This is a genomic window from Bradyrhizobium iriomotense (assembly GCF_030160715.1).
Classification (GTDB): domain Bacteria; phylum Pseudomonadota; class Alphaproteobacteria; order Rhizobiales; family Xanthobacteraceae; genus Bradyrhizobium; species Bradyrhizobium iriomotense.
Map to the genome: position 1 here is coordinate 276,198 of NZ_BSOW01000007.1, position 15,461 is coordinate 291,658.

Sequence of the window (15,461 nt, forward strand, 5' to 3'; positions counted from 1 at the left end):
GCGCAGTTTGTCTGCGAGCCATCGTTGGAAATTACAGCATCGGCTTTGCGCGCTTAGTATAGGCGGAAGGTAGTAGTGCAAATCGTCGTCGGCTTTTGTCGCGCATCTCGTTGTGCACGTTCGAGTCTTGCGGCCTGCTTGCAGCTCGAAACGCGCTGTCGGATTCCGGCAAGATCATGCCGCAATCCGATCATCGCTCCGCAAGACATCGTGCAACGACACGCGCGCCAATCAGGATGATGGCGCTACCACGGTCGCAAAGCTCTCGAAGAAATTCGCGGCCAGCTTGCGCGACGTCGAATCGATGAGCCGCGAGCCGAGCTGTGCGAGCTTGCCGCCGATCTGCGCTTCGGTCTCGTAGTGCAGGATGGTGACGTCGGGCGCTTCTTCCTCGAGCCTGACCTTCGCGCCGCCCTTGGCAAAGCCCGCGACGCCGCCGGCGCCTTCGCCGATGATGCGATAGCTGTTGGGCGCGTCGATATCGGCCAGCGTCACCTTGCCGCTGAACGTCGCCTTCACCGGACCGACCTTCAGCACCACGGTTGCCGTCATCTCCGTCGGCGATGCCATCTCGAGCGATTGGCAGCCGGGAATGCAGCGCCTGAGAATGTCGGGATCGTTGAGCGCAGCCCAAACCTTGGCCTTCGACGCCGGGATCCGCTGACTGTCGTTCATCTGCATCGCTTCCTCCCCTTTAACTGTTGCCTGTCCGGCTCGACTAGGGTGGCGCACGCCGTCGATCAATCGCCAGGAAGTACTAGGACGCCCACGCCGCCACGGCTTGCGGACCGCACCGCCGGCGAGGGCCTCGCCAGAATCGCCATCAATAAAATCAATGACTTAGCTCGCCTTCGCCTACTACCAAGATCGCGATTGCAAAGGCGTGGGCGCGTGCTCCTATTCGCACAACGAACAAGGCTGAAGGGAGAGACGACGCGCGACCAGGCGGAGGTCCGGGGCAAGTCCAAGGCAAGCGCTTCGCGATGACGGCCGAACGCACGCCGCCAGCGACGAAGCGGAGATCTTTTTCGAAAGCTCATTGCAAGCCGCGCCACGTGCTGGCGGCGGCATGGACCATCATGATCGAATCGCGCGCCTGCGACGGTCGCCACGATGACCTTTCGATGACGCGCATCCACCAAAATCCCAGTTGCAAAGTTCCGTTCGCGCTGTCTCTAATTGGAATAACTACAAACAAGCAATCGGGAGGTACTCACGTGTCTACAGTCAAACTGACAGTGAACGGCAAGGCCGTCTCTGTCGATGTCGAGGACCGCACGCTGCTGGTCCATCTGCTGCGCGATCACCTCAACCTCACCGGCACCCATGTCGGCTGCGACACCAGCCAGTGCGGCGCCTGCGTCGTGCACATCGACGGCCGCGCGGTAAAATCCTGCACCATCCTGGCAGGCCAGGCCGACGGCGCCAGCGTCACCACGATCGAAGGCCTTGCCAAGGGCGACGAGCTGCATCCGATGCAGGCGGCGTTCCGCGACAATCACGGTTTGCAGTGCGGCTACTGCACGCCGGGCATGATCATGTCGGCGGTCGACATCGTGCAGCGCCATGGTGGCCAGCTCGATGAAGCCACCGTCCGCCACGAGCTCGAAGGCAACATCTGCCGCTGCACCGGCTACCACAACATCGTGAAGGCGGTGCTGGATGCGGCCGGCCGCATGAAGGTCGCGCAGGCCGCCGAGTAAGCGGCGACTTGGCCTCAGATTTGGCCTCGAACGAACAACCGCCGCAGCTTTCGATGGAAAGCGCGGTCAAACAAATTCCGGTCGGGAGGACAGGACATGGGTGTTGAAGGCATTGGCGCAAGCGTCGTGCGCAAGGAAGACAAGCGTTTCATTACCGGCAAGGGCCGGTACGTCGACGACGTCAAATTACCGGGCATGACCTATGCCCATTTCATCCGCAGCCCCCACGCGCATGCCAAGGTGAAGGGCATCGACGCCTCCGCGGCGTTGAAGCTGCCCGGCGTGGTCGCGGTGCTCAACGGCAAGCAGATCGTCGACGACAAGGTCGGCAACCTCATCTGCGGCTGGGCCATCACCTCCAAGGACGGCAGCCCGATGAAGATGGGCGCGTGGCCGGCGATGGCGCCGGAAACGGTGCGCTTCGTCGGCCAGGCCGTCGCGGTCGTGATCGCCGAAAGCAAGAATCTGGCGCGCGACGCCGCCGAAGCCGTGGTCGTCGACTATGAGGAACTGCCCGCTGTCGCGAACGTGACCGAGGCGATCAAGGCCGGCGCACCTCAACTCCATCCCGAGGCACCCGGCAACCAGATCTATGACTGGGTCATCGGCGACGAGAATGCGGTGAACGACGCATTTTCGAAGGCGGCCAATGTGGTGAAGCTTGACGTCACCAACAACCGCCTCGCGCCGAACCCGATGGAGCCGCGCTCGGCGGTTGCCGACTATAACGAGGCGGAAGAGCATTTCACGCTCTACACGACATCGCAGAATCCGCACGTCGCGCGCCTCGTGCTGTCGGCCTTCTACAACATCGCGCCCGAGCACAAGCTGCGCGTGATCGCACCCGATGTCGGCGGCGGCTTCGGCTCCAAGATCTACATCTACCCGGAAGAGATGGTGGCGCTGTGGGCGTCGAAGAAGGTCGGCCGTCCCGTCAAATGGACCGGCGACCGCACCGAGGCCTTCCTCACCGACGCGCATGGCCGCGACCATGTCACGCATGCGGAGATGGCGTTCGACGCCAACAACAAGATCCTCGGCTTCAGAGTGAAGACCTACGCCAATTTCGGCGCCTACATGTCGCTGTTCTCCTCGGCGGTGCCGACCTATCTCTATGCGACGCTGTTGTCGGGCCAATACGACGTCCCGGCGATCCATGCCGAAGTGATCGCCGTCTACACCAACACCACGCCGGTCGATGCCTATCGCGGCGCGGGCCGGCCCGAAGCGAGCTACCTGATCGAGCGAATGATGGAGACCGCGGCGCGGCAGCTCAAGGTCGATCCGGCCGCACTGCGCAAGACGAACTTCATCACCCAGTTCCCGCACCAGACGCCCGTGATCATGGCCTATGACATCGGCGACTTTAACGCCTCGCTCGATGCGGCGATGAAGGCGATCGACTATGCCGGCTTCGCAGGCCGCAAGGCGCAGGCGAAGGCGCAAGGCAAGCTGCGCGGCATCGGCGTCTCCTGCTACATCGAGGCCTGCGGCATCGCGCCGTCGAAGGCGGTGGGCAGCCTGGGTGCCGGCGTCGGCTTGTGGGAATCAGCCGAAGTACGTGTCAATCCGGTCGGCACCATCGAGGTATTGACCGGTTCGCACAGCCACGGCCAGGGCCATGAGACGGTGTTCGCTCAGCTCATTTCGGATCGTCTCGGCATTCCCATCAGCCAGGTTTCGATCGTCCATGGCGACACCGACAAGGTGCAGTTCGGCATGGGCACCTACGGCTCGCGTTCCGCGGCCGTCGGCCTCACCGCCATCCTCAAGGCCGTGGAGAAGGTCGAATCCAAGGCCAAGAAGATCGCCGCGCATGCTCTGGAAGCGTCGGAGGCCGACATCGTCATCGAGAACGGCGAGTTCAAGGTGACCGGCACCGACAAGGCGATCGCGCTGCCGATGGTCGCGCTCGCGGCCTACACCGCGCACAATCTGCCTGACGGGATGGAGCCGGGCCTGAAGGAAAGCGCCTTCTACGACCCCTCCAATTTCACCTTCCCGGCCGGCGCCTATATCTGCGAGCTCGAGGTCGATCCCGGCACCGGCAAGACGTCGTTCGTCAACTTCGTGGCGGCCGACGACTTCGGGCGCCTGATCAACCCGATGATCGTCGAAGGCCAGGTCCATGGCGGCCTCGCACAAGGCATCGGCCAGGCGCTGCTCGAGCACGCGGTCTATGACGCCAACGGCCAGCCGATCACGGCCTCGTTCATGGATTACACCATGCCGCGCGCCGACGATCTGCCGTCGTTCAAGCTCAGCCACACCACGACGCTCTGCCCGGGCAATCCCCTGGGCATCAAGGGCTGCGGCGAGGCCGGCGCGATCGGCGCCTCCGCTGCCGTGATCAATGCGATCACGGATGCGATCGGCAAGAACAACCTGGAAATGCCCGCAACCCCGGACCGGGTGTGGCGCACGATCCACGCGGCTTAAAGAGGAGCAACGAAGATGTATCAGACCACTTATCATCGTGCCTCCTCGGTCGACGAGGCGGCCGCGCTGTTCGCCAAGGGGAGCGAGGCAAAATATCTCTCCGGTGGCCAGACATTGCTGCCGGTGATGAAGCAGCGGCTCGCCAGCCCGTCCGACGTGATCGACCTTGCGAAGATCAAGGAGCTGATCGGCATTGATGCCTCCGGCGACACGCTGACCATCAAGGCCGCGACGCCGCATTACGACGTCGCGACCAGCGACGCTGCAAAGAAGGCGATCCCCGCGGTTGCCTATCTGGCCTCGCTGATCGGCGACCCCGCCGTGCGCTATCGCGGCACGATCGGCGGCTCGCTCGCCAACAACGATCCGGCCGCCGACTACCCGGCCGCGACGCTGGCGCTGGGTGCGACGATCAAGACCAACAAGCGCTCGATCGCGGCGGACGACTACTTCAAGGGCCTGTTCGCGACCGCACTTGAAGACGGTGAGATCATCACCGCCGTGTCGTTCCCGGTTCCGGTGAAAGCGGGCTACGCCAAGTTCCCGCATCCGGCCTCGCGCTTCGCGCTGACCGGCGTGTTCGTCGCCCAGACCAAGGCGGGCGACGTGCGCGTGGCCGTGACCGGTGCCTCGCAGAGCGGCGTGATGCGCGTTGCTGCCATTGAAGCCGCGCTGAAGGCGAACTGGGCGGCGAGCGCGATCGATAGCGTCTCGATCCCGTCGAGCGGCCTGCTGTCGGATCTGCACGGCTCGGCTGACTATCGCGCCAATCTGATCAAGGTGATGGCGCAGCGCGCGGTAACGGCGGCCGGCTGATAGCTACTCAACACAAATTTTCCGCGGCGCGCAGCAATGCGCGCCGCTTTTATTATGCGCCCATGCATCAAAAGCGCTTGCCTCGTCAGGCCGAAGGCGGGAAAATTTAATCGACCGATTAAATCGCAATAGAGGAGCGTCCAAACGAGTGCGCTTCTCGCGCGCCCGTCTTGCGCCCCCGAGGAAACAACAACGTGCTCGATCAATCCGCTCCAACCATCCGCGCCTCCGGCCCGCTCGCAGGTTTCCGCATCGTCGAATTCGCCGGCATCGGCCCGGGTCCGTTCGCCTGTATGCTGCTCGCCGACATGGGCGCCGAGGTCGTCACGCTCGATCGCGTTGGCGCTAAGAAGAGCATGAAGTCGGTGGCCGGGCGCGGCCGCAAGGTGATCGAGCTCGATCTGAAGGACAAGGGCGCAATCGCAGAGGTGCTCGACCTGCTCGCCAATGCGGACGCGCTGATCGAAGGTTTTCGTCCGGGCGTGATGGAGCGGCTCGGGCTCGGGCCCGATGTCGTGCTCGCGCGCAATCCAAAGCTCGTCTACGGCCGCATGACCGGCTGGGGCCAGGAAGGCCCGCTGGCGAATGCGGCGGGCCACGACATCAATTACATCTCCATCACCGGCGCGCTGGCAGCGATCGGCACGAAGGACGCGCCGGTGCCGCCGCTCAACCTGGTCGGCGATTTCGGCGGCGGCGCGCTCTATCTCGTGGTCGGCGTGCTCGCGGCGCTCCTGGAAGCGCAGAGGTCCGGCAAGGGCCAGGTGGTCGACACCGCAATGTGCGACGGCGCGGCGTCGCTGATGTCGTTCTTCTTCGACATGACGGCGATGGGCCGCTGGACCGAAGGCCGCGACCAGAATTTTCTGGACGGCGGCGCGCATTTCTACGGCGTCTATGAATGCGCCTGCGGCCATTTCATCTCGATCGGCTCGATCGAGCCGCAATTCTACGCGCTGCTGCGGCAGCACGCCGGGCTCACCGACGCCGATTTCGATGCGCAGATGGACCGCAAGGCCTGGCCGGCGCTGAAGGAGAAGCTGACGGCCGTCTTCAAGAGCAAGACGCGCGAGGACTGGTGCAAGATCATGGAAGGCACCGACATCTGCTTCGCCCCGGTGCTGACGATGTCGGAGGCGACCGAGCATCCGCACATGGTCGCGCGCAACGTCTTCGTCGAGCGCCATGGCGTGAAGCAGCCCGCCCCAGCGCCGCGCTTCTCGCGCACGCCGTCCACGGTTCGGGAGCCGGAGGCGGCAGAGATCGGCGCGGTGACGAAGGCGTGGAAGCGGTAAGAGTCCGCGCTAGCGCTACAAAATCAAATGTCGTCCCGGCGAAGGCCGGGACCCATAACCCCAGGGAGGAGTTTGGCGAAGATTAGTCGTTCGGTACGCCTGCCTTCCGCCAATGATAGATCACGCGGTATGGGTCCCGGCCTTCGCCGGGACGACACCGCGAGTGACGCAGCAGTATCCCCGACAGCAGCAGTTTACGCCGCGTCATCCACCTTCAACACCCCGCGCCGGATCTGATCCTCCTCGATCGACTCGAACAGGGCCTTGAAATTGCCCTCCCCAAAGCCGTCGTCGCCCTTGCGCTGGATGAACTCGAAGAAGATCGGGCCGATCGCGTTCGCCGAGAAGATCTGGAGCAGCACCTTGGTCTGGCCGCCGTCGACGACACCCTCGCCGTCGATCAAAATGCCGTTCCTCTGCAATCGCGCGACGTCCTCGCCATGCTTGGGCAGGCGCGCGTCGACCTTCTCGAAATAGGTGACGGGTGGTGACGGCATGAAGGGCAGGCCGGCCTCACGCAGGCCTTCGATCGTGCCGTGGATCTCGCGGCAGCCGCAGGCGATGTGCTGAATGCCCTCGCCGCGATAGGTCTTCAGATATTCCTCGATCTGGCCGGACTCGCCGGCGTCCTCGTTGATGGGAATGCGGATCTTGCCGTCGGGGCTGGTCAGCGCCCGCGAGAACAGGCCGGACGCGCGGCCCTCGATGTCGAAGAAGCGGATCTGGCGGAAGTTGAAGAGCTTTTCGTAGAATCCTGCCCAGACATCCATGCGGCCGCGATGGACGTTGTGGGTGAGGTGATCGAGATAGAACAGGCCGGCGCCATGGGGCCGCGGATCGCGCGCGCCAAGCCATTCGAACTCGGCATCATAGGCCGAGCCCTTCGCACCATAGCGATCGACGAGATAAAGCAGGCTGCCGCCGATACCCTTGATCGCGGGCACGTCGAGCGTCTTGCGTGCGGAGGTGACGTCGGCCGGCTCGGCGCCGAGCGCGATGGCGCGGTCATAGGCCGCCTTCGCATCGACCACGCGGAACGCCATCGACGGCGCGCAGGGGCCGTGCGCGGCGACGAAATCGAAGCCATGCGTGCCCGGCTCCTCGTTGACGAGATAGTTGATGTCGCCCTGGCGATAGACCGTGATCTTCTTGGTCCTGTGCCGCGCGACGGGCGCAAAGCCCATCAGCGTGAACAGCGCGTGCAGCTCTTGCGGATTGGGATGGGCATATTCGACGAACTCGAACCCGTCGGTGCCCATCGGATTGTCGGCGCTGATGGTGGCAGGCGGCGCATCGTGCGGAAACGGACCCATGGCGATCTCTCCAAAATTGCTTGCCAGAACTATCCTTCATGGAGCGCGCAATGGGCGTGCAAACGGGGCGTGATTCCGATACCCTATGCACGGTTTGTGCATGAAATGGACGAATGACGCATGATCCCGGTAGACGCCTTCGATCTCAAGATCCTGACCTCGCTCCAGGATGACGGCCGCCTGACCAACCAGGAGCTCGCCGATATCGCGGGCCTTTCGGCCTCGCAATGCTCGCGGCGGCGCATGCGGCTGGAGGAGGAGAAGGTGATTGCGGGCTACCACGCCGACCTCTCCAGCGAGGCGCTCGGCTTCGGCGTCGTCGCCTTCATCCAGGTGACGCTGGCGACGCATTCGCCCGACAATTCCAAACGCTTCCGCGCTCTCGTCAGCCGCATCGACGAGATCCAGGAGGCTTATTCGCTCACCGGCGACGCCGACTACGTGCTGAAGGCGGTGCTGCGCGATCTCAAGGGGCTCTCCAACCTCGTCAACGACGTGCTGATGCCGCATCAGAGCGTGGCGCATGTGCGCTCCTCGATCGTGCTCGACAGGCTGAAGGAGAGCTCGCGGCTGCCGCTGAAGGGACTGACGCCTGGCTGAAATCGAGGGAAATGCGGCCTTCGCGCCGGACGCGCGATCTGCGATGATCGGCGTCAGCCTTTTTTGTATGAGCATGATCTTTTCGGAAAACCGCTTCACACTTTTCCGGATCATGCTCCGGGAGACCGAGCCATGGCCCTCCAGCTTCGGCCGAACTGCGAGTATTGCGACTGCGACCTGCCGCCGAATGCTGCGAATGCGCGGATCTGCTCCTATGAATGCACGTTCTGTGCGGACTGCGTGGAGACCAAGCTCTTCAACGTCTGCCCCAATTGCGGCGGCGGCTTTGCCCCGCGCCCAATCCGCCCGTCGAAGGAGTGGCGGCCGGGGGTGTGCGTGACGAAGCACGTGCCGTCGGACACGAGGGTGCATTTGAAATACAGCGCGGAGGATGTTGCCGCGCATTGCGCGCGGATCCGCGGCGTGCCGCCGGAGGAGCGGTAGCCGCCTCCACACCGTCATCGCGAGCGAAGCGAAGCAATCCAGAATCTTTCCGCGGAGATACTCTGGATTGCTTCGTCGCTTCGCTCCTCGCAATGACGGAGTTTGTGGCAACGGCGGAGATCACTCCGCCGGCAAAATCGTCCCCTCGACCTCACCAAACCCGACGCGGTAGCCGTCGCCCTGGCACCAGCCGCGCATGACAAGGCTGTCGCCGTCTTCGAGGAACGAACGTTTGGTGCCATCAGGCAATTGCACCGGCTCGGTGCCGTTCCAGGAGATTTCGAGCAGGCTGCCGCGCTGGTTCTTCTCCGGCCCCGAGATTGTGCCAGAGCCGAGGAGATCTCCGACGTTCATGGCGCAGCCGGAGGAGGCGTGGTGCATCAATTGCTGCACCGAGGACCAATACATGTATTTGAAATTGGTGCGGCTGATGCTGGCCGCCACATTCGTCCCAGCGGCGCGCAAGGAGACGTCGAGCTCGACATTGTAGTTCTGCGGCTGGGCCTGTCTGAGATAATCGAGCGGTGCCGGGCTCTGTTCGGGACCTTGCAGGCGGAACGGCTCCAGCGCCTCGCGCGTCACCACCCACGGGCTGATCGAGGTCGCAAAGGCCTTGGCGAGGAAGGGCCCGAGCGGCACATATTCCCATTGCTGGATATCGCGCGCGCTCCAGTCGTTGAGCAGCACGAAGCCGAAGATCATCTCCTCGGCCTGCTGCTCCGTCAGCATGCCGCCCATCGGCGACCACTGGCCGACCACGACGCCCATCTCCAGCTCGAAATCGAGCCGCTTGCACGGTCCGAAGCTCGGCACCTCCACGTTCGGCGGCTTCAACTGTCCGCGCGGCCGCTTCACCCTGGTGCCGCTGACGACCACGGTCGAGGCGCGGCCGTTATAACCGATCGGCATGTAGAGCCAGTTCGGTTGCAGCGCATTGTCCTTGCCGCGGAACATCACCCCGACATTGGTAGCGTGCTCTTTGGATGAATAGAAATCGGTGTAGCCGGAGACCGTAAACGGCAGATGCAGCCGCACCTCGCGCATCGGCACCAGGGCCTGCTTGCGCAGCTCCTTGTTGTCGCGCAGCTCCGGATGATCGTGACGCAAGAGCTCGCTGATCCGCGCACGTGTCCGGGCCCAGACCATTGGCCCGAGCGCCATGAACGGATTGAGCGACGGCGCGGAGAAGACGCCGAGCGGGCCGACATCGAGGCGGGAGTCCTGCTCGAGCTCCCAGAGGTCGAGCACGTAGTCACCGATCGCGACCCCGACGCGCGGCGCCGGATAGGCCGCCGTCGAGAACACGCCGTAGGGCAGGTTCTGGATCGGGAAGTCGGAGGACGGATCGACGTCGATGAAGGAGCGGAGGCCGGGGTCGTTGGGGTGGGTTGTCACTTTTCGCTCGGTCCTTTTTCCTTCTCCCCTTGTGGGGGAAGGTGGCGCGAAGCGCCGGATGAGGGGTCTCTATCAGCGAACTCAATTGTAGGAGAGGGCCGCTCGCGGAGAGAGACCCCTCACCCGTCTCGCCGCTACGCGGCGAGCCACCCTCTCCCACAAGGGGAGAGGGGAAGAACGTTACGGCCTATTCGGATCGAACCGCTTCTCCAGGCCTTTCCAGCAATCCGCATAATCGTCCTGCAACGTGGAGGACTTCGCGGCATGCGCGGTGACGCGCTGGGGGTAGCGGGTTTCGAACATGAAGGCGAGCGTGCCGGTGAGCTTGACCGGCTTGAGCTCGCCATTGCTGGCATGTTCGAAGGCGTCGCGGTCGGGGCCGTGCGGCAGCATGCAATTGTGCAGGCTCATGCCGCCGGGTGTGAAGCCCTGCGGCTTGGCGTCGTAGACGCCGTACACGAGGCCCATGAACTCGCTCATGATGTTCATGTGATACCAGGGCGGGCGGAAGGTGTTGTCCGCGACCATCCAGCGCTCGGGAAAGATGACGAAGTCGATATTCGCCGTGCCCGTGGTCTCCGACGGCGAGGTCAGCACCGTGAAGATCGAGGGATCGGGGTGATCGAAGGCGATCGCGCCGACCGGCGAGAAGGTGCGTAGGTCATACTTGTACGGCGCATAATTGCCGTGCCAGGCGACCACGTCGATCGGCGAATGGGCGAGCTGCGTCTTGAACAGCGCGCCGCCCCATTTCACGAACAGCTCGGTCGGCGTGTCCTTGTCTTCGTAGCAGGCGACCGGCGTCAGGAAGTCGCGCGCATTGGCAAGGCAATTGGCACCGATCGGGCCGCGCTCCGGCAGCGTGAAGGCGCCGCCGTAGTTTTCGCAGAGATAGCCGCGCGCCGGCCCGTTCGGAATCTCCACGCGGAATTTCACGCCGCGCGGGATCACCACGATCTCGCCGGGCTCGGCGTCGATGCGACCGAACTCGGTGACGAGACGAAGATTGCCCTGCTGGAGCACGAACATCAGCTCGCCGTCGGCATTGTAGAAGTGCTGATCCACCATCGATTTGGTAATGAGGTAGACATGCGCGGCCATGCCTCCTTGCGTGTTGACATCACCGGCCGTCGTCATTGTCTGCACGCCCCCGAGGAAGGTGATCTCCTCCTTCGGGATCGGCGTCGGGTCCCAGCGCAGCTGCGCGATCGGCAGATCGTTCTCATGGCACGGCGCCGAGCGCCACAGGCCGGCATCGACCTTCTCGAACCGACCCGAATGCTTCACCGAAGGGCGGATGCGATAGAGCCAGGAGCGCTCATTGGTGCCACGCGGCGCGGTGAAGGGCGAGCCGGAGAGCTGCTCGGCATAGAGCCCATAGGCGCAGCGCTGCGGCGAGTTGCGCCCCATCGGCAGCGCGCCCGGCAGCGCCTCGGTCTCAAAGCTGTTGCCGAAGCCGGACATGTAGCCCGGCGTGACCTGGGCCGTGCTGCGAACGATCTGGTCGGGCGAGGTATTGATGTTCATGACTATCCTCCTCCTTGCAGGGCGGCCCACATCTCCTGGTCGCGCTTGTCGGTCCAGATCACGGGGTCATCGATCCCGGACGCCTCGTCAAAGGCGCGCGACACGTTGAACGGCAGGCAGTGCTCGTAGATGGCAAAGCTCGAGAATTTTGGATCCATCACCTCGCGGGTCGCCGCCATCGTCTCCTTTAACGTACGTCCCTTGGCGACGGAGATCTCGGCCGCGCCATAGAGCGTGGCGACGAAGTCGCGCGTCATGGCGATCGCCTCGCGCGCGGTGGTGGTGCCTTTCAATGCATCGCCGCGGCCCGGCGCGATCGCCTTGGGATTGAAGTTGCGGATCTCGTTCAGCGTCAGCGGCCATTCGCGCAAATGCGCATCGCCGCAATAGCAGGCCGAGTGGTATTCGATGAGATCGCCGGAGAACATCACTTCGGCATCCGGCACCCAGGCGACGATGTCGCCGGAGGTGTGGCCGGCCCCGAGCTGCATCAGCCGCACCTCGCGCTTGCCGAGATAGATCGACATCTCGCCTTCGAAGGTGAGCGTCGGCCAGGTCAGCCCGGGGATGCTCTGCGCATCCTGGAACAGGCGGGGAAATCGACCATACTCGGAATCCCAATCCTGCTTGCCGCGCTCCTCGATCAGCCGATAGGTCTCCTGCGAGGCGACGATGCCTTGCGCCTTGTAGGCCGACGCGCCCAGCACGCGCACGGCGTGATAATGCGACAGCACGACATATTTGATCGGCTTGTCGGTGACGCTGCGCACGCGCTCGATCACCTTGTTCGCCATCGCGGGCGTGGCCTGCGCGTCGAACACCAGACAGCCGTCCTCGCCGACGATGACCGCGGAATTCGGATCGCCCTCGGCGGTGAAGGCATAGAGATCGGGGCCGATCTCGGAGAAGGTGACCTTCTTCTCCGCGAGATCGCCGGTGGATGCGAAGTTCTTCGCCATCAGTTCGTTCCTTGCACGGTTATTGTTGTTGCTGTTGTTGCTGTTGTTGCTGCTGGCCGTCGACCATGCGGCGCCTGGCGAGCACGATTGCTTCCTTGAGCACCTCGATGTCGCCGATATGGTTGGCGAGGATCAGGACCAAGGCGGCGTCGAAATCCGCGCTCTGCTCTTCGGAGAGGCCGCGATGCGCCTCGACGATGGCGCGGAAGGCGTCGTCGGGCCGCGGGAAGTTCGAGCTGGTGGAGAGAGCCATTCTCTTAAAAACCTTCAGTTCAAGCCTTGAGCGCGCGACAGCGCCGCCGCTACCAGCGCCTTTGTCGGATGGCGGAAGCGTGCCGCGACGTAGCCATCGGGCCGCAGCAGATAGGCCGTATGGGGCTCGGCGTCGTAGCGCTTCGCAACGAGCCCATCTGGATCGATCAGGCCGCCCTCGCCGCCGATGCGGATGTCCTTCACGCCACCGGGCAGCTCGATGGCCGCGTCATTGCCAAACCCGAGCAGGGCAAATCCCGTTCCGCCCTTGCGGAACATATCGGTCAAATAGGCGCTCTCGCCCGCAGGCGTCCTGACCGGCGCATCCAGCAGGGAGCAACCGGGCCGCGGACCACTGCTCCAGGTCTCCGCGTCGGCTGAGGACAGCGGCGACTCGTAGCTACAAGGCACCGAGAGCCGGCCGCCATTGACCATGCGCTTGCCGAACTCGGTTTCCTTGGCCAGCGACAGCACCGCCTTGCGCAGCCGCGCCTCCTGATGCGAGTTCGGCGCCATGAAGTCCGTCGAGCGGGTCGATTCGCGGATGTTCTCGTCGGCAGCCATGCTCCGCTCGACGTGATAGCTCTCGAGCAGGCTCGCCGGCGATTGGCCGCGCAGCACCCGATCAAGCTTCCAGGACAGATTCTCCGCGTCCTCAAGTCCGGAATTGGCGCCGCGGGCACCGAAGGGTGAGACCTGGTGCGCGGAGTCGCCCGCAAAGATCACGCGGCCATGGAGGAAGCGATCCATGCGCCGGCACTGGAACTTGTAGAGCGAGATCCATTCGAAATCGAACTTGTCGTGCCCGAGCATGCGCGCGATGCGCGGCCGCACATTCTCCGGCTTCTTCTCGACGGTCGGATCGGCATAGCGATTGAGCTGCAGGTCGATGCGCCAGACGTCGTCAGGCTGCTTGTGCAGCAGCGCCGAACGTCCCGCATGGAACGGCGGATCGAACCAGAACCAGCGTTCAGTCGGGAATTCCGCAGTCATCTTGACGTCGGCGATCAGAAATTGATCCTCGAACACCTGGCCGGCGAATTCCGCACCGACCATCTGCCGCAGCGAGGAGCGCGCGCCGTCGCAGGCGATGACGTATTGGGCGTGCAGGCGATAGGCGCCTTCCGGCGTCTCGATCGTCAGCAGGGCGGAATCGTTGCGCTGCTCGAGCCCCAATACCTTGTTGCGCCAGCGCAGGTCGATCTCCGGAAGCTCCCTGATGCGATCGACCAGATAGGCTTCCGCGTAATATTGCTGGAGGTTGATGAAGGCGGGCCGCTTGTGTCCCTCCTCCGGCAGCAGGTTGAACTGGTAGAGCTGGGACTCGCCGTGAAAAATCTTGCCGACGCTCCACACCACGCCCTTCTCGACCATGCGGTCGCCGACGCCGAGCCGGTCCCAATATTCCAGCGAGCGCTTCGAGAAGCAGATCGCGCGCGAGCCCTCGCCGATGCGATCGGCGTCATCCAGCAGCACCACGCGCTGGCCGCGCTGCGCCAGATCGATCGCGAGCGATAACCCAACTGGCCCGGCGCCCACCACCACGACCGCGTGCTCGGCCGGAGCCTGGCCGGAGCGATCCTGGTCGGGGTGGCGGCGATAGCCGAACTGGGTTTTTGCCTGCGCCATGCGCTAACCTCGGCTCTGGTCAGGAGGGGACTTATCTGCTAGATAGTCTCACGTGCAACTATCTTGGACCGGCTGCCGCCGTCCGTCAACTGGCATTCGGAGCGATTTTTTGGCGAGGACATTGGGCGATACTGCGCTGAAGGCGAAGGAAGCGGACGCGGCCTCTGTGAGGCCGAAGCCGCGGCTCGATCTGTTCAAATTCGTGCCGTTCCGCCTCAATCGCCTGGCGGCGGAGGTGAGTTCCGCGCTCGCGGTCGAGTATCAGGAGCGCCACGGGCTCGACATTCCGGCCTGGCGGGTGCTTGCAACGCTCGGCTTCCGCAACGATGCCTGCAGCGCGCAGTTCATCTCGCAATGCACCCGCACGCATAAGTCCACGATCAGCCGCGCGGTCACCGCGCTGCTGCATGACGGGCTGATCGAGCGGGTCGAGAACGAGGCCGACCGCCGCGAATTCCGCCTGCAACTCACCGGGAAAGGCCGCGCGCTCTATGAAGAGCTGTTTCCGCAATTGTTGCGGCGGGAAGACGAGATCCTCAGCTGCCTCTCCGCGCAGGAGCGCAAGCAATTATCCGCGCTGCTCGGCAAGATCGAGCAGAGTCTCGATTTGATCCAGACCAGCGAAGAGGCCGACGCGAAGCAGGCGTATTAGGGGCGGGTACTCATAAATCCAGTCGTACGTGCGGGATGGCGCGGTCCGCATTGCCAAAAAGCGGACATCGACGATGCGTAAGCGATTGTCCGCCAAGGGCCATCAGCGGACATCGCGGCTGTTTCATAACGTTGCAGGATCGGATTCTCGCGACACCGCGAATACGTCGCCGACGACATTGAGTGACGTTTGAATGGCTGAATGGCGGGAAATTTCGCGATCCACGCCTGTGAAGAGTACCGCCCATGCCGCACGAAGATTGCTAGACCCGTAGGCCGCGCTAGGGTTTTAGCGACGCTAGATAGGCGCTGATCGAAATGAGATCATCCTCAGTCAAGTTAGTGACGACATTGGACATAAGCGGGCTCCATGCTCCGGTTCGCACTCCGTGCTGAAACTCGTACAGCTGGCGGGTGATATAACTCGGCGAACGGCCC

14 protein-coding genes are annotated in these 15,461 nt (G+C 63.7%); 7 read left to right on the top strand and 7 right to left on the bottom strand.

Annotation, left to right across the window (positions count from 1 at the left end; genetic code table 11):
* Positions 1-231: 231 nt before the first annotated feature.
* Positions 232-681 (bottom strand): SRPBCC family protein, encoded by a 450-nt coding sequence (locus QQL28_RS12935; protein WP_284265550.1) that lies wholly within the window; start codon positions 679-681, stop codon positions 232-234.
* A 536-nt stretch (positions 682-1,217) separates the two neighbouring features.
* On the opposite strand from QQL28_RS12935, the gene QQL28_RS12940 reads away from it, so the two are divergent.
* The 4 genes from QQL28_RS12940 to QQL28_RS12955 all read left to right on the top strand — a co-directional run bounded on the left by QQL28_RS12940 (position 1,218) and on the right by QQL28_RS12955 (position 6,253).
* Positions 1,218-1,703, top strand: a complete 486-nt coding sequence (locus tag QQL28_RS12940) for a (2Fe-2S)-binding protein (RefSeq protein WP_284265552.1) — start codon at positions 1,218-1,220, stop codon at positions 1,701-1,703.
* Between the two features lie 96 nt (positions 1,704-1,799).
* Positions 1,800-4,142 (top strand): xanthine dehydrogenase family protein molybdopterin-binding subunit, encoded by a 2,343-nt coding sequence (locus QQL28_RS12945; protein WP_284265555.1) that lies wholly within the window; start codon positions 1,800-1,802, stop codon positions 4,140-4,142.
* Positions 4,143-4,157: 15 nt separating this feature from the next.
* Entirely contained in the window at positions 4,158-4,958 is an 801-nt protein-coding gene (locus tag QQL28_RS12950; RefSeq protein ID WP_284265557.1) for an FAD binding domain-containing protein, read from the top strand.
* 194 nt (positions 4,959-5,152) lie between these two features.
* Complete coding sequence (locus QQL28_RS12955; RefSeq protein ID WP_284265559.1) at positions 5,153-6,253, top strand: CaiB/BaiF CoA transferase family protein; 1,101 nt, start codon at positions 5,153-5,155, stop codon at positions 6,251-6,253.
* Positions 6,254-6,447: 194 nt separating this feature from the next.
* On the opposite strand, the gene hppD is transcribed toward QQL28_RS12955, so the two are convergent.
* Entirely contained in the window at positions 6,448-7,566 is a 1,119-nt protein-coding gene (gene hppD / locus QQL28_RS12960; protein WP_284265561.1) for a 4-hydroxyphenylpyruvate dioxygenase, read from the bottom strand.
* A 120-nt stretch (positions 7,567-7,686) separates the two neighbouring features.
* Here hppD and QQL28_RS12965 point away from each other — a divergent pair, with 120 nt between their 5' ends.
* Both QQL28_RS12965 and QQL28_RS12970 read left to right on the top strand, forming a co-directional pair.
* Positions 7,687-8,166, top strand: a complete 480-nt coding sequence (locus QQL28_RS12965) for an Lrp/AsnC family transcriptional regulator (RefSeq protein WP_284265563.1) — start codon at positions 7,687-7,689, stop codon at positions 8,164-8,166.
* A 132-nt stretch (positions 8,167-8,298) separates the two neighbouring features.
* Positions 8,299-8,610, top strand: coding sequence for a DUF1272 domain-containing protein (locus QQL28_RS12970; protein ID WP_284265565.1), 312 nt, complete (start codon positions 8,299-8,301; stop codon positions 8,608-8,610).
* A 120-nt stretch (positions 8,611-8,730) separates the two neighbouring features.
* Here QQL28_RS12970 and fahA read toward each other — a convergent pair whose 3' ends face one another.
* From fahA to QQL28_RS12995, 5 genes are all read right to left on the bottom strand, one after another.
* Entirely contained in the window at positions 8,731-10,005 is a 1,275-nt protein-coding gene (gene fahA, locus QQL28_RS12975; protein WP_284265567.1) for a fumarylacetoacetase, read from the bottom strand.
* Positions 10,006-10,185: 180 nt separating this feature from the next.
* Positions 10,186-11,532, bottom strand: a complete 1,347-nt coding sequence (gene hmgA, locus QQL28_RS12980; RefSeq protein ID WP_284265569.1) for a homogentisate 1,2-dioxygenase — start codon at positions 11,530-11,532, stop codon at positions 10,186-10,188.
* Positions 11,533-11,534: 2 nt separating this feature from the next.
* Positions 11,535-12,491, bottom strand: coding sequence for an MBL fold metallo-hydrolase (locus QQL28_RS12985; protein ID WP_284265571.1), 957 nt, complete (start codon positions 12,489-12,491; stop codon positions 11,535-11,537).
* 19 nt (positions 12,492-12,510) lie between these two features.
* Entirely contained in the window at positions 12,511-12,744 is a 234-nt protein-coding gene (locus tag QQL28_RS12990) for a DUF2783 domain-containing protein (RefSeq protein ID WP_284265572.1), read from the bottom strand.
* Positions 12,745-12,758: 14 nt separating this feature from the next.
* Positions 12,759-14,372, bottom strand: coding sequence for an FAD-dependent oxidoreductase (locus tag QQL28_RS12995; RefSeq protein WP_284265574.1), 1,614 nt, complete (start codon positions 14,370-14,372; stop codon positions 12,759-12,761).
* A 109-nt stretch (positions 14,373-14,481) separates the two neighbouring features.
* Between QQL28_RS12995 and QQL28_RS13000 the strand changes: the two genes are divergently transcribed.
* Positions 14,482-15,024: a MarR family winged helix-turn-helix transcriptional regulator gene (locus QQL28_RS13000; protein ID WP_284265576.1), complete on the top strand. Its 543-nt coding sequence runs from the start codon at positions 14,482-14,484 to the stop codon at positions 15,022-15,024.
* Positions 15,025-15,461 lie beyond the last annotated feature (437 nt).

Coding starts and splice junctions, on each gene's coding strand:
- QQL28_RS12970 (WP_284265565.1), top strand. CDS start 8,299: ATGGCCCTCCAGCTTCGGCCGAACTGCGAGTATTGCGACTGCGACCTG.
- QQL28_RS12945 (WP_284265555.1), top strand. CDS start 1,800: ATGGGTGTTGAAGGCATTGGCGCAAGCGTCGTGCGCAAGGAAGACAAG.
- QQL28_RS12950 (WP_284265557.1), top strand. CDS start 4,158: ATGTATCAGACCACTTATCATCGTGCCTCCTCGGTCGACGAGGCGGCC.
- QQL28_RS12990 (WP_284265572.1), bottom strand. CDS start 12,744: ATGGCTCTCTCCACCAGCTCGAACTTCCCGCGGCCCGACGACGCCTTC.
- QQL28_RS12995 (WP_284265574.1), bottom strand. CDS start 14,372: ATGGCGCAGGCAAAAACCCAGTTCGGCTATCGCCGCCACCCCGACCAG.
- QQL28_RS12935 (WP_284265550.1), bottom strand. CDS start 681: ATGCAGATGAACGACAGTCAGCGGATCCCGGCGTCGAAGGCCAAGGTT.
- hppD (WP_284265561.1), bottom strand. CDS start 7,566: ATGGGTCCGTTTCCGCACGATGCGCCGCCTGCCACCATCAGCGCCGAC.
- QQL28_RS12985 (WP_284265571.1), bottom strand. CDS start 12,491: ATGGCGAAGAACTTCGCATCCACCGGCGATCTCGCGGAGAAGAAGGTC.
- QQL28_RS12965 (WP_284265563.1), top strand. CDS start 7,687: ATGATCCCGGTAGACGCCTTCGATCTCAAGATCCTGACCTCGCTCCAG.
- hmgA (WP_284265569.1), bottom strand. CDS start 11,532: ATGAACATCAATACCTCGCCCGACCAGATCGTTCGCAGCACGGCCCAG.